This window comes from Pseudomonas oryziphila (assembly GCF_003940825.1).
Classification (GTDB): domain Bacteria; phylum Pseudomonadota; class Gammaproteobacteria; order Pseudomonadales; family Pseudomonadaceae; genus Aquipseudomonas; species Aquipseudomonas sichuanensis.
The window spans coordinates 4,970,776-4,986,596 of the sequence record NZ_CP034338.1 but is presented as its reverse complement, the minus strand read 5'-3'; the positions used below and the strand labels follow the sequence as shown (position 1 = coordinate 4,986,596).

Sequence of the window (15,821 nt, the reverse complement as noted above, 5' to 3'; positions counted from 1 at the left end):
AGTTGAAACTTGGCAAAAATATCAGTTGGCGATATCGGCAGTGCCCCTGTCACAGGCGTCGATAAAGGTCGGCAATCAGAAACCAAATAATGAAATTGAATAAAAACGCCCGGCAATGGCCGGGCGTTTCATATCGCATGGGCGATGATTACTTAACTTCCACCGCCAGGCTTTCGGCAATCTTGCTCTGCCACAGCGCAGGGCCGGTGATGTGCACCGACTCACCCTTGCTGTCCACCGCAACGGTGACTGGCATGTCCTTCACTTCGAACTCGTAGATCGCTTCCATGCCCAGCTCGGCGAAGGCCAGGACCTTCGACTTGCGGATGGCCTGGGCCACCAGGTAGGCGGCGCCGCCGACGGCCATCAGGTACACGGCCTTGTTGTCCTTGATCGCTTCGATGGCGGTCGGGCCACGTTCGGACTTGCCGATCATGCCCAGCAGGCCAGTTTGTTCGAGGATCTGGCGGGTGAACTTGTCCATGCGAGTGGCGGTGGTCGGGCCGGCTGGGCCTACCACTTCGTCACCGACCGGGTCGACCGGGCCGACGTAATAGATGAAGCGGCCTTTGAGGTCGACCGGCAGCTCTTCGCCGCGGTTGAGCATCTCGACCATGCGCTTGTGCGCGGCGTCGCGGCCAGTGAGCATCTTGCCGTTGAGCAGGATGGTCTCGCCTGGCTGCCAGCTGGCGACTTCTTCCGGGGTGATCTCGTCGAGGTTGACGCGACGGGCGCTCGGGCCGGCTTCCCAGACGATTTCCGGGTAGGCGTCCAGCGACGGTGCTTCCAGTTCGGCAGGGCCGGAACCGTCGAGCACGAAGTGGGCGTGACGGGTGGCGGCGCAGTTGGGGATCATGCACACCGGCAGGGAAGCGGCGTGGGTCGGGTAGTCCATGATCTTGACGTCGAGCACGGTGGTCAGGCCGCCCAGGCCCTGGGCGCCGATGCCCAGCTGGTTGACCTTGTCGAACAGCTCCAGGCGGATCTCTTCGATGCGGTTCTGCGGGCCACGGGCCTTGAGCTCATGAATGTCGATGGACTCCATCAACACTTCCTTGGCCATTACCGCGGCTTTCTCGGCGGTACCGCCGATGCCGATGCCCAGCATGCCTGGCGGGCACCAGCCAGCGCCCATGGTCGGGACGGTCTTGAGTACCCAGTCGACGATCGAGTCGGACGGGTTGAGCATGGCCATCTTCGACTTGTTTTCCGAGCCGCCGCCCTTGGCTGCGACATCGACCTCGACCTTGTCGCCGGGGACGATGGAGTAGTGGATGACGGCCGGGGTGTTGTCCTTGGTGTTTTTGCGGGCACCGGCCGGGTCGGCCAGGATCGAGGCGCGCAGGACGTTCTCGGGCAGGTTGTAGGCGCGGCGCACACCTTCGTTGATCATGTCGTCGACGCTCAGGGTGGCGCCGTCCCAGCGTACGTCCATGCCCACGCGCACGAACACGGTGACGATACCGGTGTCCTGGCAGATCGGGCGGTGGCCGGTGGCGCACATGCGCGAGTTGATCAGGATCTGGGCGATCGAGTCACGCGCGGCGGGCGACTCTTCACGCAGGTAGGCCTCGTGCATCGCCTGGATGAAGTCGACGGGGTGGTAGTACGAGATGAATTGCAGGGCGTCGGCAACGCTCTGAATCAGGTCGTCTTGCTTGATCACGGTCATGCAGCGCGCTCCTCTTAAAGACGGGAACATTCAAATAGGCACACCGACAACGCACACCGGTATGTCGGCAGTGCCTGGCAAGGCTCCGGCTGGTCGGGCCGGGGCAAAAAGGCGCGGCAGTATACCGCGCCCCGCCGTGGGAAACACCTGCGGGTGGTCTGGACCTTGGTCGGCTGCGGGGCGGGCATCGTTTTTGCTGATGACGTGGGCAGTGTGATGCTATTCAATGGTTTAACGGGTGACATCGACTGGGGCTGCTGCGCAGCCCTTCGCGGGTAAATCGCAGCGGCGAACCGCCGCTCCCACAGGGAATGCACCGACCTTGTGGGAGCGGGTTTACCCGCGAAGGGCCGCCAAGCGGCCCCATTGCTTGATCATCAGGCGAGTATTCGGAGATCAATGACATGGCCCAACTGAATGTGGGGGCGCGCCAATGGGCGGTGCCTTTCGGCAGTAATCTTCTGGATGCGCTCAACGGCGCCGGTTACGCCGTGCCCTACAGCTGCCGCGCCGGCAGTTGCCATGCCTGCCTGGTGCGCTGCCTGGACGGTATTCCCGGGGATGCGAAGCCCGAGGCTCTGGCGTTGGACAAGCGTGAACAAGGCTGGCGCCTGGCCTGCCAGTGCTCGGTCAACAGTGACCTGGTGCTGGAACTGTTCGACCCTCGACGCGACGGTGTTGCTGCCACGGTCAGCGAACTGGCCTGGTTTGGCGATGTGTTGCGCCTGCGGCTGCTGGCCGAGCGCCCTTTGCGCTACCAGGCCGGCCAGCACCAGGTGCTGTGGTGCGGCGATGTTGCGCGGCCCTACTCGTTGGCCAGCCTGCCGGGCGAGGAAGCTTTTCTGGAATTTCACCTTGATTGCAGGCGTTCGGGCGCCTTTTGCGATCGGGCCAGGCAGTTACAGGTGGGCGATGAGCTGAGGCTGGGCGAGTTGAGAGGTGGGGCGTTGCATTACGACCCGGACTGGCAGGAGCGGCCGCTGTGGTTGTTGGCGGCGGGGACCGGGTTGGCACCGTTGTGGGGCATCTTGCGCGAGGCGTTGCGCCAGGGGCATCAGGGGGAGATTCGGGTGCTGCACGTGGCACACAGCGCTGAAGGGCACTATTTGGCGCAGGAGTTACGGGCGCTGGATGGGGTGACGGTCGAATTGGTGTTGGCGGCGCAGTTGGATGAGGCGGTGGCTGGGTTGAAGCTGATGTCGCGTCGGACCATGGCGCTGGTGTGCGGGTCGCCGGCGAGTGTGGAACGGTTTGCCCGGCGGCTATTCATTGCCGGGGTGCCACGCAATCAGGTGTTTGCGGACGTATTTACCGAGCACGCTTGAGGGCTGAAAAGCATCGCGGGGCAAGCCCGCTCCCACGCCGATGTCGGCGCTGTGGGAGCGGGCTTGCCCCGCGATGGGGACCGCGTGCCGATCAGCCGACCAGCGGATCACCGACATGCAGGATCTTCATGCCGTTGGTGCCACCGATGGTGTGGTAGCTGTCGCCCTTGGTGAGGATGACCCAGTCACCTTGCTCCACCAGGCCACGCTTGAGCAGCTCGTCGACCGCCGCCTGGCTGACCTTGTCGGCCGGCAGCGAAGCCGGGTCGAAGGCAATCGGGTACACGCCGCGGAACATGTTGGCACGGGCCTGGGTGGCGCGGTGCGGCGACAGCGCGAAGATCGGCACGTGCGAACGCAGGCGCGACATGATCAGCGGGGTGTAGCCACTTTCGGTGAGGGCGATGATCGCCTTGACGCCGGGGAAGTGGTTGGCGGTGTACATCGCCGCGAGGGCGATGGACTCGTCGCAGCGCTCGAAGGTGGTGTGCAGGCGGTGGCTGGATTTCTGGCTGGTCGGGTGCTTTTCGGCGCCCGAGCAGATCCGTGCCATGGCCTGGACGGCTTCGATCGGATAGGAACCGGCGGCGCTTTCGGCCGACAGCATCACCGCGTCGGTGTTGTCCAGCACGGCGTTGGCCACGTCGGACACTTCGGCGCGGGTCGGCATCGGGTTCTGGATCATCGACTCCATCATCTGGGTCGCGACGATCACCGCTTTGTTGTTGCGGCGTGCGTGCTGGATGATCTTCTTCTGGATGGCGATCAGCTCGGCGTCGCCGATTTCCACGCCCAGGTCGCCACGGGCAACCATCACCGCGTCGGAGGCGCGGATCAGCTGGTCGAGGGTCTCGTCGTCGGCCACCGCTTCGGCGCGTTCGATCTTGGCCACCAGCCAGGCGCTGCCGCCGGCTTCGTCACGCAGCTTGCGGGCGTATTCCATGTCGCTGGCGTCACGCGGGAAGGAGACGGCCAGGTAGTCCAGGTCCATTTCCGCGGCCAGCTTGATATCGGCCTTGTCTTTTTCGGTCAGGGCTGGCGCGGTCAGGCCGCCACCCTTGCGGTTGATGCCCTTGTGGTCGGACAGCGGGCCACCGATGATCACCACGCAATGCAGGGCATCGCTGGTGGCGGTCTCGACGCGCATGACCACGCGGCCGTCGTCGAGCAGCAGTTCGTCACCGACGCCGCAGTCCTTGACCAGGTCGGGGTAATCGATGCCGACGATGTCCTGGTTGCCTTCGGTGAGCGGGTGGGCGGTGGAGAAGGTGAACTTGTCACCGACTTTCAGTTCGATGCGCTTATTGCTGAATTTGGCGATGCGGATCTTCGGACCCTGCAGGTCACCCAGCAGCGCGACGTGGCGGCCGTTCTTGGCGGCGATGTCGCGGATCAGGCGGGCGCGGGCTTTGTGCTCGTCCGGGGTGCCGTGGGAGAAGTTCAGGCGTGCCACGTCCAGGCCGGCAAGGATCAGTTGTTCGATCACTTCCGGCGAGTTGCTGGCGGGGCCAAGGGTGGCGACGATTTTGGTACGGCGGATGGTCATGCACAGACTCCTATAGTGAAGCGCAGCGAAAGGCTACTCCTCAATTGAGCTGTAGTCATTGTTCCGTTGCACTACCGGGAGGCAGAATCAACGGTCGCTTGCACGCTTAAAGCTGCAAGCTACAAGTGGCAAGCTACATGCAGATGGATGAGCGGCGGACTCGTGCATTTCGCCAGTTGTAACTTGATGCTGGAGAATTTCATACAGGCGCCGATACACTTGGCATCCAAGGAGAGTTCCCATGCGCACCCTGATCGTTTTGACCATGGCGGCCAGTGTCGTCGGCTGCACCCGCTGGTCCATGGACCACCATTTGAATAATGCCTACCGCGCCTATGACCGTGGCGACTGCTCGCGGGTCATGCTGGAGCTGTCCCAGGTCGACCGCGCCAGCCGCGCACGGCCGTTCATCCATCCGGAAGTGTCGATGCTGCGTGGCCAGTGCCTGGAGCGGCAGAAACTCTACGTAGATGCAGCGCAGACCTACCAGTACCTGATCCAGCAGTACCCGCGCAACGAATACGCCTATCGCGCTCAGGCCCGTCTGCAGACCCTGGAAAGGCTGGGCTATCTGCGGGGTGAAGCGGCAGTGGCCAGCCCGGTAAAAGGTACACCTTGGCGTTAATCCCAAGGTGTCATCGATTTCATGGTAATGGCCCATCGGGCTGCGCTAATCTGTTAAACAAGTTGTAACGATCACTGCCAGTACCTTGTCTTCCTGGCTCCGGGTACAGGAATACATAGCCGCCATGTTCATCGAACGTCATATTCAACGTCACCAACTGCCTTGCGTACTCAAGGTCTACAACCGCTTTACCGACCAGCAGATCGGCTACCTGGGCAATGCCTCCGAGGACGGCCTGATGCTGATCAGTCAGTTGCCGGTGTTGGTGGGGCCAGACTTCGAGCTGCAACTGCGCGTGCCGCAGGCCGGTGGCGGGCAGCAACCGATCAACCTCACCGCCAGTTGCCTGTGGTGCCGCGAAGACGAGACGCCGGGGCATTACGATGCCGGCTTCATGCTGTTGCAGGCACCCCAGGAATACGATGATTTCGTGCGCTCGCTGCGCGACTACTTCAGCTTCCGCCCGCTCAACGCCTCTGCCTGAACGCTGGCCCTGGCGCCACTGCGCCCGCTAGACTCTGGTCGACCTTGTTACAGGAAGACCCCGTGAGCTCCAGCATCTTCTGGCACGACTACGAAACCACCGGCATCAACCCGCGTAACGACCGCCCGTTGCAGGTGGCTGGTGTGCGCACCGACCTTGACCTCAACGAGATCGAGGCGCCGATCAGCCTCTATTGCCGCCCTTCCGATGACATCCTGCCGCACCCCGCCGCGTGCCTGGTGACCGGTATCACGCCGCAGCAGCTGGCCAGCCAGGGCTTGTGCGAGGCCGAGTTCATGACCCGCATCCATGAGCAGTTGGCGCGCCCAGGCACCTGTGGTGCCGGCTACAACACCCTGCGCTTTGACGACGAAGTCACCCGCTACAGCCTTTACCGCAACTTTTTCGACCCCTATGCCCGCGAATGGCAGGGCGGCAACAGCCGTTGGGATCTGATCGACGTGGTGCGCACTGCCTATGCACTGCGCCCTGAAGGGATTGTCTGGCCGCAGCAGGAGGGACGCACCAGCCTGCGCCTGGAGCTGCTCAGCAAGGCCAATGGCATCGACCATGGCCACGCCCACGAAGCGCTGTCCGACGTACGGGCAACCATCGCCCTGGCGCGACTGATTCGCGAGAAACAACCGAAACTCTATGACTGGCTGTTCCAGTTGCGCAGCAAGCACAAAGTGATGGAGCAGATTCGTCTGCTGCAACCATTGGTACATGTGTCAGGGCGTTTCTCTGCCCAGCGTAATTACATCGGTGTGGTGCTGCCATTGGCCTGGCATCCGCGTAATCGCAACGCCCTGATTGTCTGTGACTTGGGGCAGGAAACTTCACCGCTGCTGCAGGACAGTGCCGAGGTGCTGCGTCAGCGGTTGTACACGCGGCGCGAAGCATTGGCTGAAGGCGAACTACCCGTGCCGTTGAAGTTGGTGCATGTCAATCGTTGCCCGGTGTTGGCACCCTTGTCGGTAGTGCGCCCCGCCGATCAACAACGGTTGGGCCTGGATATGGCGCAATTGCAGAAGCACGCTGAGCAATTGGCCAGCCAGCAGGCCCATTGGCGTAACAAGCTCGAGATTATTTACGGGGAAGAAGACTTTGCCCCGTGTGAGGATCCGGAACAACAGTTGTACGACGGATTCATCGGTGATCGAGACAGGCGCTTGTGTGAACAAGTACGTACCACAGACCCGGCGCAATTGGCCAAGGGCCACTGGATGTTCGATGATTCGCGCTTGCCCGAGCTGTTGTTCCGTTATCGTGCACGCAATTTTGCCGACACCCTCGACGCACAAGAACAGGCGCGTTGGCAGGCATTCTGCCAGCAGCGATTAAGTGACCCTGCCATGGGCGCACCGAACACCCTGGGTGACTTCGAGAAGGCGTTGCAGAGCAGTTGGGCCGAGGCTGACGAGGCGGGGAAAGCGGTATTGAAGGCCTGGCAGGCGCATGCCGGGCAATTGAAAGCGCAGTTCCAGATTTGAACGCAAGCAGTAATAAAAACGCCGGCAGCTGCCGGCGTTTTTCAAGTTGTAACTGATTGCGTGATACGCGTATCAGTCCAGCAGGGTGGCCCAGCCTTCAACGACGTCGCCGCCCCACTTGGCTTTCCACTCTTTCAGGGTCTTGTGGTTGCCACCCTTGGTTTCAATAACCTCGCCATTGTGCGGGTTCTTGTACTGCTTGACCTTGCGTGCGCGTTTGGTGGCGGTGACTTTGGTCGCGCCGCGTGGGGCCTTGCTCAGTTTGCTTTCCGGGTCGAGCAGGGCAATCACGTCACGCAGCGACTTGGAGTATTCGCCCATCAGGGTGCGCAGTTTGCCTTCGAACTCCAGTTCTTTCTTCAGCTTGTCATCCTGGGACAGGTTGGCCAGGCGGGCCTGAAGTTCTTTGATGGCTTCTTCGGTGGCGCGGTATTCGTTGATCAGCGACATGGCGTGTTCCTTAATGCATATTCAGGGAGACAGTGCGGGCAATAATAGACAGGCGATACTCGCAAGTAAACAATTAAAAAGTCACGAATCAATTAATAGCAGTGAATGGCCAGATCGCTGTTTGGTTAAAAAAAATTTACATAAATGACAGGTTAATCGCCATACCCCTTTACGAAGAAGGGATATGCCGTGTGCGAATTTTCCCTGTCGCCGGCGCTGCGATGCCTGTCGATCAATACTGCGTTTTTCCTTCCGGGCCGCTAGAATATGCGCCTTTGCGAAGTTCTGGAGCCCCCCTCATGCGCACCTATCGACTGGTGATTGCCTGCCCCGACCGTGTCGGCATCGTGGCAAAAGTCAGTAATTTCCTGGCCCTCTATAATGGCTGGATCAACGAGGCCAGCCACCACTCCGATGAACAGAGTGGCTGGTTCTTCATGCGCCATGAAATCCGCGCCGAATCCCTGCCGTTCGGCATCGAAGCATTCCGCGAGGCCTTTGCGCCGATCGCCGAAGAGTTCTCCATGACCTGGCGGATCACCGACTCGGCGCAGAAGAAGCGCGTGGTGCTGATGGCCAGCCGGGAATCCCACTGCCTGGCCGACCTGCTGCACCGCTGGCACACCGATGAACTGGATTGCGAGATCCCCTGCGTGATCTCCAACCATGACGACCTGCGCAGCATGGTCGAGTGGCATGGGATTCCGTTCTTCCATGTGCCGGTCGACCCGAAGGACAAGGCCCCGGCCTTCGCCGAAGTCTCGCGCCTGGTCCAGGAACATGGTGCCGACGTGGTGGTGCTGGCGCGCTACATGCAAATTCTTCCGCCACAGCTGTGCCGCGACTACGCGGAAAAGGTCATCAATATCCACCACAGCTTCCTGCCGTCGTTCGTCGGTGCCAAACCCTACCACCAGGCCGCCCTGCGAGGGGTGAAGCTGATCGGCGCGACCTGTCACTACGTCACCGAAGAGCTGGATGCCGGCCCGATCATCGAGCAGGACGTGGTGCGTGTCAGCCACGCCGACAGCATCGAGGACATGGTGCGTTTCGGCCGTGACGTGGAGAAGATGGTGCTGGCCCGTGGCCTGCGTTATCACCTCGAAGACCGCGTGCTGGTGCACGGTAACAAGACCGTGGTCTTCGACTGACCATGGCAGGCTCTCGCGACAAGGCCGGCGCCAGCGCGCCCCCGACCTTGGGCGAAGGCTGCCTGGCGCGCTTCGACCCCGAAGCGCTGCGCGACGAGGACGGCACCGAGTTCCCCGGTGCCGCCGCGTTGTGGCAAGCGCTTAACCCCCCTGAGGCCGCCAGCGCTCGAGCAGCGCACACGCAAGCAGGCGAACGCCCGCTGCCCATTGCGGCCGACCGAGAGCAATAGCAGGTAACCGCGCCTCGGTGCATTTCATGCTGTGATCTGGCGATCAAGCCAGGCGCATTTGGTCAGGGGTTCGCGGCCTTCGGCCAACAGTTGGTGCACGGTGTCCAGCCAGTAGTTGCGGGAGGCTGGATAGCGCATATCGATCGGGTGTACACCCAGGCGCAACGTATCGGCCTGTTGCCAGCGTCGGTACTGCCAGTCGTTCATCAGCTTCGACAGGCTGCGGCGCCAGGGGCTGCGCGCACTCCACACCAGGCCTGGGGCGTCTAATGCGGTGAAGTCTGGCAGGCGATACAGGTATCGGGCAGTGCTGGTGTAGCGCAGCGGCAATTGGCGCAAGGCCTGCCGAGTGCCTTCGCTCATCAGCCACGCAGGGGCGACGAATCCGGCAACGGGCCAGCCTTGCTGATCGAACAGCGCCAACCCGGCTTGCAGGCGTTGCAAGGCAGCCATTTGGTCGAGCCCGTAGAACTCGGCTTCATGGGTGAAGACACGGCGCATGAAGTACTCGCCAGGCCCACGGGGCGGCGGCCCGTCGTCGGCGTGGTAGTAACCGTGCAGTGCCAACTCGTCACCCAGTGCCAGGCGCCGCTCGAGCAGCCGGCAGAAGGTCGGTGAGCGGGCCAGGTAGTTGCGGTGGTGGAAGTCCGGGACCACCAGCCAGGTCATCGGCACGCCGCCGAGGGTGTCGATGGCCTGCACGAAGGGCTGGTAGTCGGGCCAGGTTTGTGGCGCGACATCGTGCAGCACCAGCATCAGGCTACGTGTGGCGCCGGCGGGCTCAGCCATGGGCGCGTACCTGCGGCAGGTGGCCCAGTACCGCCTGGTAGTGCAGCAGCAGGCCGTTGACTACCTGGTCCCAGCTATAGTGCTGCTCTGCATGCAAGCGGGCCTGGGCACCGAGGCGGGCCACGCCGTCCTCGAACGCTTCGCGCACCCCGTCGGCCATGGCCTGGCTGTCGTTGGGGCGACACAGGCGGCCACACTGCTCGTTGACGATCTCCCTGAACGCGCCGGCACGCACGGCGACCACCGCCGTAGCGCTGGCCATGGCTTCGAGAATCACCAGGCCAAAGGTTTCCTGATCGCCGGCATGCAGCAGCAGGTCGGCACTGGCCAGTAGCCGGGCGACTTCCTGCGCTGGGCAGAAATGGTCGATCACGCTGACGTTGTCCGGCACGCTGGCCGGCATGTTCGAACCCAGCAGCAGCAGGTGGTAGCGGTGGCCCAGCAGGCGCATGCAGTCGAGCAGTACCGGCAGGTTCTTTTCCCGCGAGCCGCGCCCGGCGAACACCAGCAGGCGGCTGGTTTCAGCGATGCCCAGCTGGGCGCGCAGGCCGGGGTCGTGCTGGGTTGGGTTGAACAGTGCCAGGTCAACGCCCAGGTGCTGCACGTGCACATCCCTGATCCCCAGCCGGCGCAGTTTGTCGGCCATCACCTGGCTCGGCGCCAGCACCCGATCGAAGTTGCCGTACAGTTTGCTCACATAGGCCTCGACATTGGGCGTGCACCAGTGGCCCATGCGGTTGCTTGCCAGCAGCGGCAGGTCGGAGTGATAGAAGCCGATCACTGGTACACCGAGCTTGCGCCGTGCCTCCAGCGCGGCCCAGGCGGTGAGGTAGGGGTCGCCGACTTCGATAAGGTCGGGCTGCAGGCGGCGCAGCATGTTGCACCAGGGGGCCAGGCGCAGCGGGAAACGGTAGCCGTTGCCGAACGGCAGGGGTGGCGCGGGGACGTGATGGATGCCATCGGCGCAGCTGGCGCTGGGGCCGGGGATCAACAAGCTGTGGCGTACGCCGGGCATGGCGCCGAGGCGGCGGTGTTTGGCATCGAGGTACGTCCGCACACCACCGCTGGCTGGAGCGTAGAACATGGTGATGTCGGCGATGTGCACGATCAGCATCCCTCCGGGATCGACTTCAGGATCGTCATCGGGGGTGATACGCCGATGATGATTCGCCTGAAGGTTGACCTTACAGAAGGATAGTTTGTTCGATCGGGCTGTGGGGCTGGCAGGGGAAGCGGCGCTGGCTTCTTCGCGGGTGAACCCGCTCCCACAGTGATCGAGACAGTTTCAGATACTGTACAGATCCTGTGGGAGCGGGTTCACCCGCGAAGCAGGCAACTTGGTCAGAAGGTCAGATGCGGAAGCTGCCGACCAGGTGCTTGAGGCGGCCGGCCTGTTGCTCGAGGTCCGAGCAGGCGCGCAGGGTGGCTTGCAGGTTCTCGACGCCTTCCTGGTTGAGCATGTTGATCTCGTTGATGTCCATGTTGATCGAGTCGACCACGGCGGTCTGCTCTTCGGTGGCGGTGGCCACCGACTGGTTCATGCCGTCGATTTCGCCGATGCGCTGAGTCACGCTGCCCAGGCGCTCGCCGGCCTGGTTGGCGATCTCCATGCTGTCCTGGCTGTGGCGCTGGCTCTGGCCCATGGTGTCGACCGACTCGCGGGCGCCGATTTGCAGCTCCTCGATCATGGTCTGCACCTGCTGTGCCGACTCCTGGGTGCGGTGGGCCAGGTTGCGCACTTCATCGGCGACCACGGCAAAACCACGCCCGGCTTCGCCTGCGCGTGCAGCCTCGATGGCGGCGTTGAGCGCCAGCAGGTTGGTCTGCTGCGAGATGCTGGTGATCACCTCGAGAATCTGGCCGATGTTGACGGTCTTGTTGTTGAGCGTCTCGATGTGCGAGCTGGAGGTGACGATCAGGTCCGACAGGCGGTTCATCGCATCGATGTTGCGCTGCACCACGTGTTGGCCTTCCTCGGCCAGCAGGCGTGCGGAGCTGGCGTGCTGCGATGCCTGGGCGGCGTTGCCGGCGATCTCCTGGGCGGCGGCACCCAGTTGGTTGATGGCGGCAGCGACGCTGTTGGTGCGGTTGGACTGCTCGTCGGAGTTGGTCATCGACGAGTTGGAGGCGCTGATCACCCGCAGGGCCACTTCGTTGACCTGCTCGGTGGCCGAGGACACCTCGCGGATCGAGGTGTGGATGCGTTCGACGAAGCGGTTGAACGCCGTGCCGAGAATGCCGAACTCGTCGTGGTTGTCGATCTGCAGGCGACGGGTCAGGTCGCCTTCACCTTCGGCAATGTTCTCCATGGCGCGGGTCATGGTGTGCAGCGGCTGCAGCAGCACGCGGATCAGCAGGCCGAGCAGGGCGATGATGATCACCACCGCCACCAGGGTGGCGATGACCGCCGAGGTGCGGAAGTTGCTGAGCATGGTGAAGGCTTTGTCTTTGTCTACCGACAGGCCGATGTACCAGTTGGCCGAAGGCAGGCCTTTGACCGGGGTAAAGGTCAGCAGGCGGGTCTGGCCATTGAGTTCGACTTCAGTCAACTCACGGGACAGCTTAGGTGTGTGCTGCGGGAACAGGTCCGACAGCGACTTCATTACCAGGTTCTTGTCCGGGTGCACCAGGATCTTGCCTTGGTCGTTGACCAGGAAGGCATAGCCCATGCCGCCGAAGTTCAGCGAGTTGATGATCTCGACCAGGCCGTCGAGGGCCAGGTCGCCACCGACCACGCCGACCGAGCGCGAAGCGGTGCTGATGATCGAGATGACCATCTTGTTGGTGGCCATGTCGATGTAGGGTTCGGTGAGCATCGGCCCGTTGGCGTTCATGCCGTCCTTGTACCAGGGGCGCACGCGTGGGTCGTAGCCATCTGGCATCTTGGTGTCCGGGCGCACGGTGAAGGTGCCGTCGGGCTGGCCGAGGTAGATGGTCAGGAAGCTGGAGGTGAGGGCATTCTGGCCCAGCAGGGTGCCGATGTTCTGTGGGTATTGGGCAAGGTTCTGGGCAACGTTCTCGACCAGCTTGATGCGCCCCTCGAACAGGTTGCGGATGTTGGTGGACGTGGATTCGCCCATCTCAGCCAGGTAATTCTCCAGGTTCTCGCGAATGGCATTACGCTGGAGGTAGTCGTTGTACAGGGTGAACAGGCTGAAGGCGAGGATCACGATGAGTGATGCCGCCATAAGAATCTTGTGGCTGAAACGAAGGCTTTTATTCATGACGTGATCGCGTCCGCTAAGGTTTTTTTATCGGGTCGTTCGCACAAAGCACGGTGGGAAAACAGTGCAACAGGTCCCGTGGGTCCTTTTCGGGTTGTAACTGTCTTTCTGTTTGGAATCATTTTGAAATATCGGCCGTTACCACGCAGAACTTGAGCAAAGGATGACGAAGATGTCGGATTCTTTTCAGATGCTTGTAGGCGCTGGCCCTGACGGTCAGCCAGTGTCCCAGGCCATGCGCCTGGCCAATCGCCACGGGCTGGTGGCGGGTGCCACAGGTACCGGCAAGACCGTCACCTTGCAGCATCTGGCCGAGCTGTTCAGCGATGCCGGTGTGGCAGTGTTCGCCGCCGATGTGAAGGGCGACCTGTGCGGCCTGGGCGCGGCCGGCGCGCCGCAGGGCAAGGTGGCCGAGCGCATCGCCGGGATGCCTTGGCTGAACCACCGGCCGCAGGCCTACCCGGTCACCTTGTGGGATATCGCCGGCCAGTCGGGGCACCCTTTGCGTACCACCCTGAGTGAAATGGGGCCCTTGCTGCTGGGCAACCTGCTGGAGCTCACCGACAGCCAGCAGGCAGCCTTGTATGCGGCGTTCAAGGTGGCCGACCGTGAGGGGCTGTTGTTGCTCGACCTCAAGGACCTCAAGGCCTTGTTGGCGCACTTGAAGGACAACCCGCAACTGCTCGGCGAGGACAGCGCGCTGATGACCAGTGCCTCGACCCAAGCCCTGCTGCGCCGGTTGGCCACCCTCGAGCAGCAGGGCGCCGAGGCGCTGTTCGGCGAGCCAGCGCTGCAATTGCAGGACTTGCTGCACCCGGACAGCGACGGCCGTGGTCGCATCCATCTGCTTGACGCCAGCCGCCTGGTGCATGAGGCGCCCAAGGTCTACGCGACCTTCCTGCTATGGCTGCTCGCCGAGCTGTTCGAGCAACTGCCCGAGCGCGGTGATGCCGACAAGCCGGTACTGGCGCTGTTCTTCGATGAAGCTCACCTGCTGTTCAACGATACGCCAAAGGCGTTGCAGGACCGCCTGGAGCAAGTGGTGCGACTGATCCGCTCCAAAGGCGTAGGGGTGTATTTCGTCACCCAGTCGCCCGGCGACCTCCCCGACACCGTGCTGGCCCAGTTGGGGTTGCGTATTCAGCACGGCCTGCGGGCATTCACCGCCAAGGAGCAGAAGTCGTTGCGCGCCGTGGCCGATGGCTTTCGCCCCAACCCTGCGTTCGACAGCCTGACGGTGCTGACCGAACTGGGTATCGGTGAGGCGCTGGTGGGCACCCTGGAAGAAAAGGGCACGCCGGCCGTGGTCCAGCGGGTGCTGATTGCCCCACCGCAGTCGCGGATCGGGCCGTTGAGCGCGGCCGAGCGCAGCGCGTTGATCGCGGCTTCGCCATTGCTGGGTCGTTACGACAAACCGATCGACCGCGAGTCGGCCTATGAAATGCTCTTGCAGCGCAAAGGCGCGCCGTTGGAGCCGGCGCCCCAGCCCAAGGCCGATGAGGAAAGCCTGGCCGACAAGGCCGGCGAGTTTCTGCAGAGTGCGGCCGGGCAGGCGATCAAGTCGGCGGTGCGCCAAGCGGCCAACCAGTTGGGGAGGCAGTTGGTGCGCGGGTTGATGGGGTCGTTGCTCGGCGGCAAGAAGCGTTGATGCAAGGGACCGCTATGCGGCCCAATCGCTGGCGAGCCAGCTCCCACAGGTAAGGATAGTGCGGTCAGTGTGGGAGCCGGCTTGCCGGCGAGAGGGCTGCAAAGCAGCCCCAGGGCATGGCTCACAGACGCGGGTAATCGATGTACCCCACCGGCCCCTTGCCATAGAAGGTTTCCGGATGCGGCGCATTGAGCGGCGCATCGGCCGCCAGCCGTGCCGGCAGGTCGGGGTTGGCGATGAACGGAATGCCAAAGGCCACCGCATCGGCCTTGCCGTTGGCCAGGGCGGCATTGGCGCTGGCTTTGTCGAAGCGTTCGTTGACGATGTACGGGCCGCCGAACGCTTCCTTTATAAACAGGCCAATACTGTCGTCGGCTTCCTTCTCCCGTGAACAGATGAATGCGATACCGCGCTTGCCCAGTTCCCGGGCCACGTAGGTGAAGGTCTCGGCGCGGTCGGCGTCGCCCATGTCGTGGGCATCGGCACGCGGTGCCAGGTGTACGCCGACGCGGCCGGCGCCCCACACCTCGATGGCCGCGTCGGTCACTTCCAGCAGCAGGCGCGTACGGTTTTCCAGCGAGCCGCCGTAGCGGTCGGTGCGCTGGTTGGTGCTGCTCTGCAGGAACTGGTCGAGCAGGTAGCCATTGGCGCCATGGATCTCCACACCGTCGAAACCGGCGGCCTTGGCGTTCTCCGCACCGCTGCGGTAGGCCTCGACGATATCGGCGATCTCTTCGGTTTCCAGGGCGCGCGGGGTGGGGTAGTCGCTGAGCGGCCGCACCAGGCTCACGTGGCCCTTGGGCTGGATGGCGCTGGGGGCTACCGGCAGCTCGCCGTTCAGGTACGACGGATGAGAGATGCGCCCGACGTGCCACAGCTGCAGGAAGATGCGCCCGCCTGCGGCATGGATGGCCTTGGTGACGTTGTGCCAGCCACGTACCTGCTCGTCGTTCCAGATGCCTGGGGTGTCGGGGTAGCCGACACCCATCGGGGTGACCGAGGTCGCTTCGCTGAGGATCAGCCCGGCGCTGGCGCGTTGCACGTAGTACTCGGCCATCAGCGCGTTGGGTACCCGGCCTTCGTCGGCACGGCAACGGGTCAGCGGGGCCATGATGATGCGGTTGGGCAGTTGCAGGTCGCCCAGTGTGATTGGATCGAACAGCGTGGTCATACCGATTGCCTCG

At 63.0% G+C, this 15,821-nt stretch carries 14 protein-coding genes and 1 pseudogene; 7 read left to right on the top strand and 8 right to left on the bottom strand.

Translation table 11 applies throughout. The annotated features are described in order from the left end of the window. Positions 1 to 148: 148 nt before the first annotated feature. Positions 149 to 1,672, bottom strand: coding sequence for a fumarate hydratase (locus EJA05_RS23350; protein ID WP_023629003.1), 1,524 nt, complete (start codon positions 1,670 to 1,672; stop codon positions 149 to 151). A 404-nt stretch (positions 1,673 to 2,076) separates the two neighbouring features. On the opposite strand from EJA05_RS23350, the gene EJA05_RS23345 reads away from it, so the two are divergent. Further along, entirely contained in the window at positions 2,077 to 2,997 is a 921-nt protein-coding gene (locus EJA05_RS23345; protein ID WP_125860185.1) for an iron-sulfur-binding ferredoxin reductase, read from the top strand. 91 nt (positions 2,998 to 3,088) lie between these two features. Here EJA05_RS23345 and pyk read toward each other — a convergent pair whose 3' ends face one another. Continuing rightward, positions 3,089 to 4,543, bottom strand: a complete 1,455-nt coding sequence (gene pyk / locus EJA05_RS23340; RefSeq protein ID WP_125465426.1) for a pyruvate kinase — start codon at positions 4,541 to 4,543, stop codon at positions 3,089 to 3,091. A gap of 241 nt (positions 4,544 to 4,784) precedes the next feature. Here pyk and EJA05_RS23335 point away from each other — a divergent pair, with 241 nt between their 5' ends. The 3 genes from EJA05_RS23335 (at position 4,785) to sbcB (ending at position 7,145) form a co-directional block, all read left to right on the top strand. Then, entirely contained in the window at positions 4,785 to 5,168 is a 384-nt protein-coding gene (locus EJA05_RS23335; protein ID WP_125465425.1) for a tol-pal system YbgF family protein, read from the top strand. Between the two features lie 124 nt (positions 5,169 to 5,292). Continuing rightward, complete coding sequence (locus EJA05_RS23330; protein ID WP_125860183.1) at positions 5,293 to 5,652, top strand: PilZ domain-containing protein; 360 nt, start codon at positions 5,293 to 5,295, stop codon at positions 5,650 to 5,652. Between the two features lie 62 nt (positions 5,653 to 5,714). Beyond that, a complete protein-coding gene (gene sbcB, locus EJA05_RS23325) occupies positions 5,715 to 7,145 on the top strand; it encodes an exodeoxyribonuclease I (RefSeq protein WP_125465423.1) in 1,431 nt (476 codons plus the stop codon). A gap of 72 nt (positions 7,146 to 7,217) precedes the next feature. On the opposite strand, the gene mvaT is transcribed toward sbcB, so the two are convergent. Beyond that, the gene (gene mvaT / locus EJA05_RS23320) at positions 7,218 to 7,595 is read right to left on the bottom strand and encodes a histone-like nucleoid-structuring protein MvaT (protein ID WP_110994923.1); all 378 of its coding nucleotides are present in this window, start codon (positions 7,593 to 7,595) and stop codon (positions 7,218 to 7,220) included. A gap of 299 nt (positions 7,596 to 7,894) precedes the next feature. Here mvaT and purU point away from each other — a divergent pair, with 299 nt between their 5' ends. Continuing rightward, positions 7,895 to 8,746: a formyltetrahydrofolate deformylase gene (gene purU / locus EJA05_RS23315; RefSeq protein WP_125465422.1), complete on the top strand. Its 852-nt coding sequence runs from the start codon at positions 7,895 to 7,897 to the stop codon at positions 8,744 to 8,746. Positions 8,747 to 8,748: 2 nt separating this feature from the next. Continuing rightward, positions 8,749 to 8,976 (top strand): hypothetical protein, encoded by a 228-nt coding sequence (locus tag EJA05_RS23310; RefSeq protein WP_125860181.1) that lies wholly within the window; start codon positions 8,749 to 8,751, stop codon positions 8,974 to 8,976. Positions 8,977 to 9,000: 24 nt separating this feature from the next. Here EJA05_RS23310 and EJA05_RS23305 read toward each other — a convergent pair whose 3' ends face one another. From EJA05_RS23305 to EJA05_RS28905, 4 genes and pseudogenes are all read right to left on the bottom strand, one after another. Next, a complete protein-coding gene (locus EJA05_RS23305) occupies positions 9,001 to 9,765 on the bottom strand; it encodes a DUF2334 domain-containing protein (RefSeq protein WP_125860179.1) in 765 nt (254 codons plus the stop codon). Then, positions 9,758 to 10,879, bottom strand: a complete 1,122-nt coding sequence (locus EJA05_RS23300; RefSeq protein WP_125860177.1) for a glycosyltransferase family 4 protein — start codon at positions 10,877 to 10,879, stop codon at positions 9,758 to 9,760. Before EJA05_RS23300 ends, EJA05_RS23305 begins: the two co-directional genes overlap by 8 nt. A gap of 235 nt (positions 10,880 to 11,114) precedes the next feature. Next, positions 11,115 to 11,879, bottom strand: coding sequence for a methyl-accepting chemotaxis protein (locus tag EJA05_RS28910; protein WP_371923764.1), 765 nt, complete (start codon positions 11,877 to 11,879; stop codon positions 11,115 to 11,117). A gap of 93 nt (positions 11,880 to 11,972) precedes the next feature. Then, a pseudogene (locus EJA05_RS28905) lies at positions 11,973 to 12,953 on the bottom strand (HAMP domain-containing protein); the annotation flags it as partial. Positions 12,954 to 13,161: 208 nt separating this feature from the next. On the opposite strand from EJA05_RS28905, the gene EJA05_RS23290 reads away from it, so the two are divergent. Then, complete coding sequence (locus EJA05_RS23290) at positions 13,162 to 14,637, top strand: helicase HerA-like domain-containing protein (RefSeq protein ID WP_125860175.1); 1,476 nt, start codon at positions 13,162 to 13,164, stop codon at positions 14,635 to 14,637. A gap of 121 nt (positions 14,638 to 14,758) precedes the next feature. Here EJA05_RS23290 and EJA05_RS23285 read toward each other — a convergent pair whose 3' ends face one another. Further along, on the bottom strand, positions 14,759 to 15,808 hold the full coding sequence (locus EJA05_RS23285; RefSeq protein ID WP_125860173.1) for an alkene reductase: 1,050 nt from the start codon (positions 15,806 to 15,808) through the stop codon (positions 14,759 to 14,761). Positions 15,809 to 15,821 lie beyond the last annotated feature (13 nt).

Coding starts and splice junctions, on each gene's coding strand:
- EJA05_RS28910 (WP_371923764.1), bottom strand. CDS start 11,879: ATGACCAACTCCGACGAGCAGTCCAACCGCACCAACAGCGTCGCTGCC.
- mvaT (WP_110994923.1), bottom strand. CDS start 7,595: ATGTCGCTGATCAACGAATACCGCGCCACCGAAGAAGCCATCAAAGAA.
- purU (WP_125465422.1), top strand. CDS start 7,895: ATGCGCACCTATCGACTGGTGATTGCCTGCCCCGACCGTGTCGGCATC.
- EJA05_RS23345 (WP_125860185.1), top strand. CDS start 2,077: ATGGCCCAACTGAATGTGGGGGCGCGCCAATGGGCGGTGCCTTTCGGC.
- EJA05_RS23305 (WP_125860179.1), bottom strand. CDS start 9,765: ATGGCTGAGCCCGCCGGCGCCACACGTAGCCTGATGCTGGTGCTGCAC.
- EJA05_RS23350 (WP_023629003.1), bottom strand. CDS start 1,672: ATGACCGTGATCAAGCAAGACGACCTGATTCAGAGCGTTGCCGACGCC.
- EJA05_RS23330 (WP_125860183.1), top strand. CDS start 5,293: ATGTTCATCGAACGTCATATTCAACGTCACCAACTGCCTTGCGTACTC.
- EJA05_RS23300 (WP_125860177.1), bottom strand. CDS start 10,879: ATGCTGATCGTGCACATCGCCGACATCACCATGTTCTACGCTCCAGCC.
- EJA05_RS23290 (WP_125860175.1), top strand. CDS start 13,162: ATGTCGGATTCTTTTCAGATGCTTGTAGGCGCTGGCCCTGACGGTCAG.
- EJA05_RS23310 (WP_125860181.1), top strand. CDS start 8,749: ATGGCAGGCTCTCGCGACAAGGCCGGCGCCAGCGCGCCCCCGACCTTG.
- pyk (WP_125465426.1), bottom strand. CDS start 4,543: ATGACCATCCGCCGTACCAAAATCGTCGCCACCCTTGGCCCCGCCAGC.
- EJA05_RS23335 (WP_125465425.1), top strand. CDS start 4,785: ATGCGCACCCTGATCGTTTTGACCATGGCGGCCAGTGTCGTCGGCTGC.
- EJA05_RS23285 (WP_125860173.1), bottom strand. CDS start 15,808: ATGACCACGCTGTTCGATCCAATCACACTGGGCGACCTGCAACTGCCC.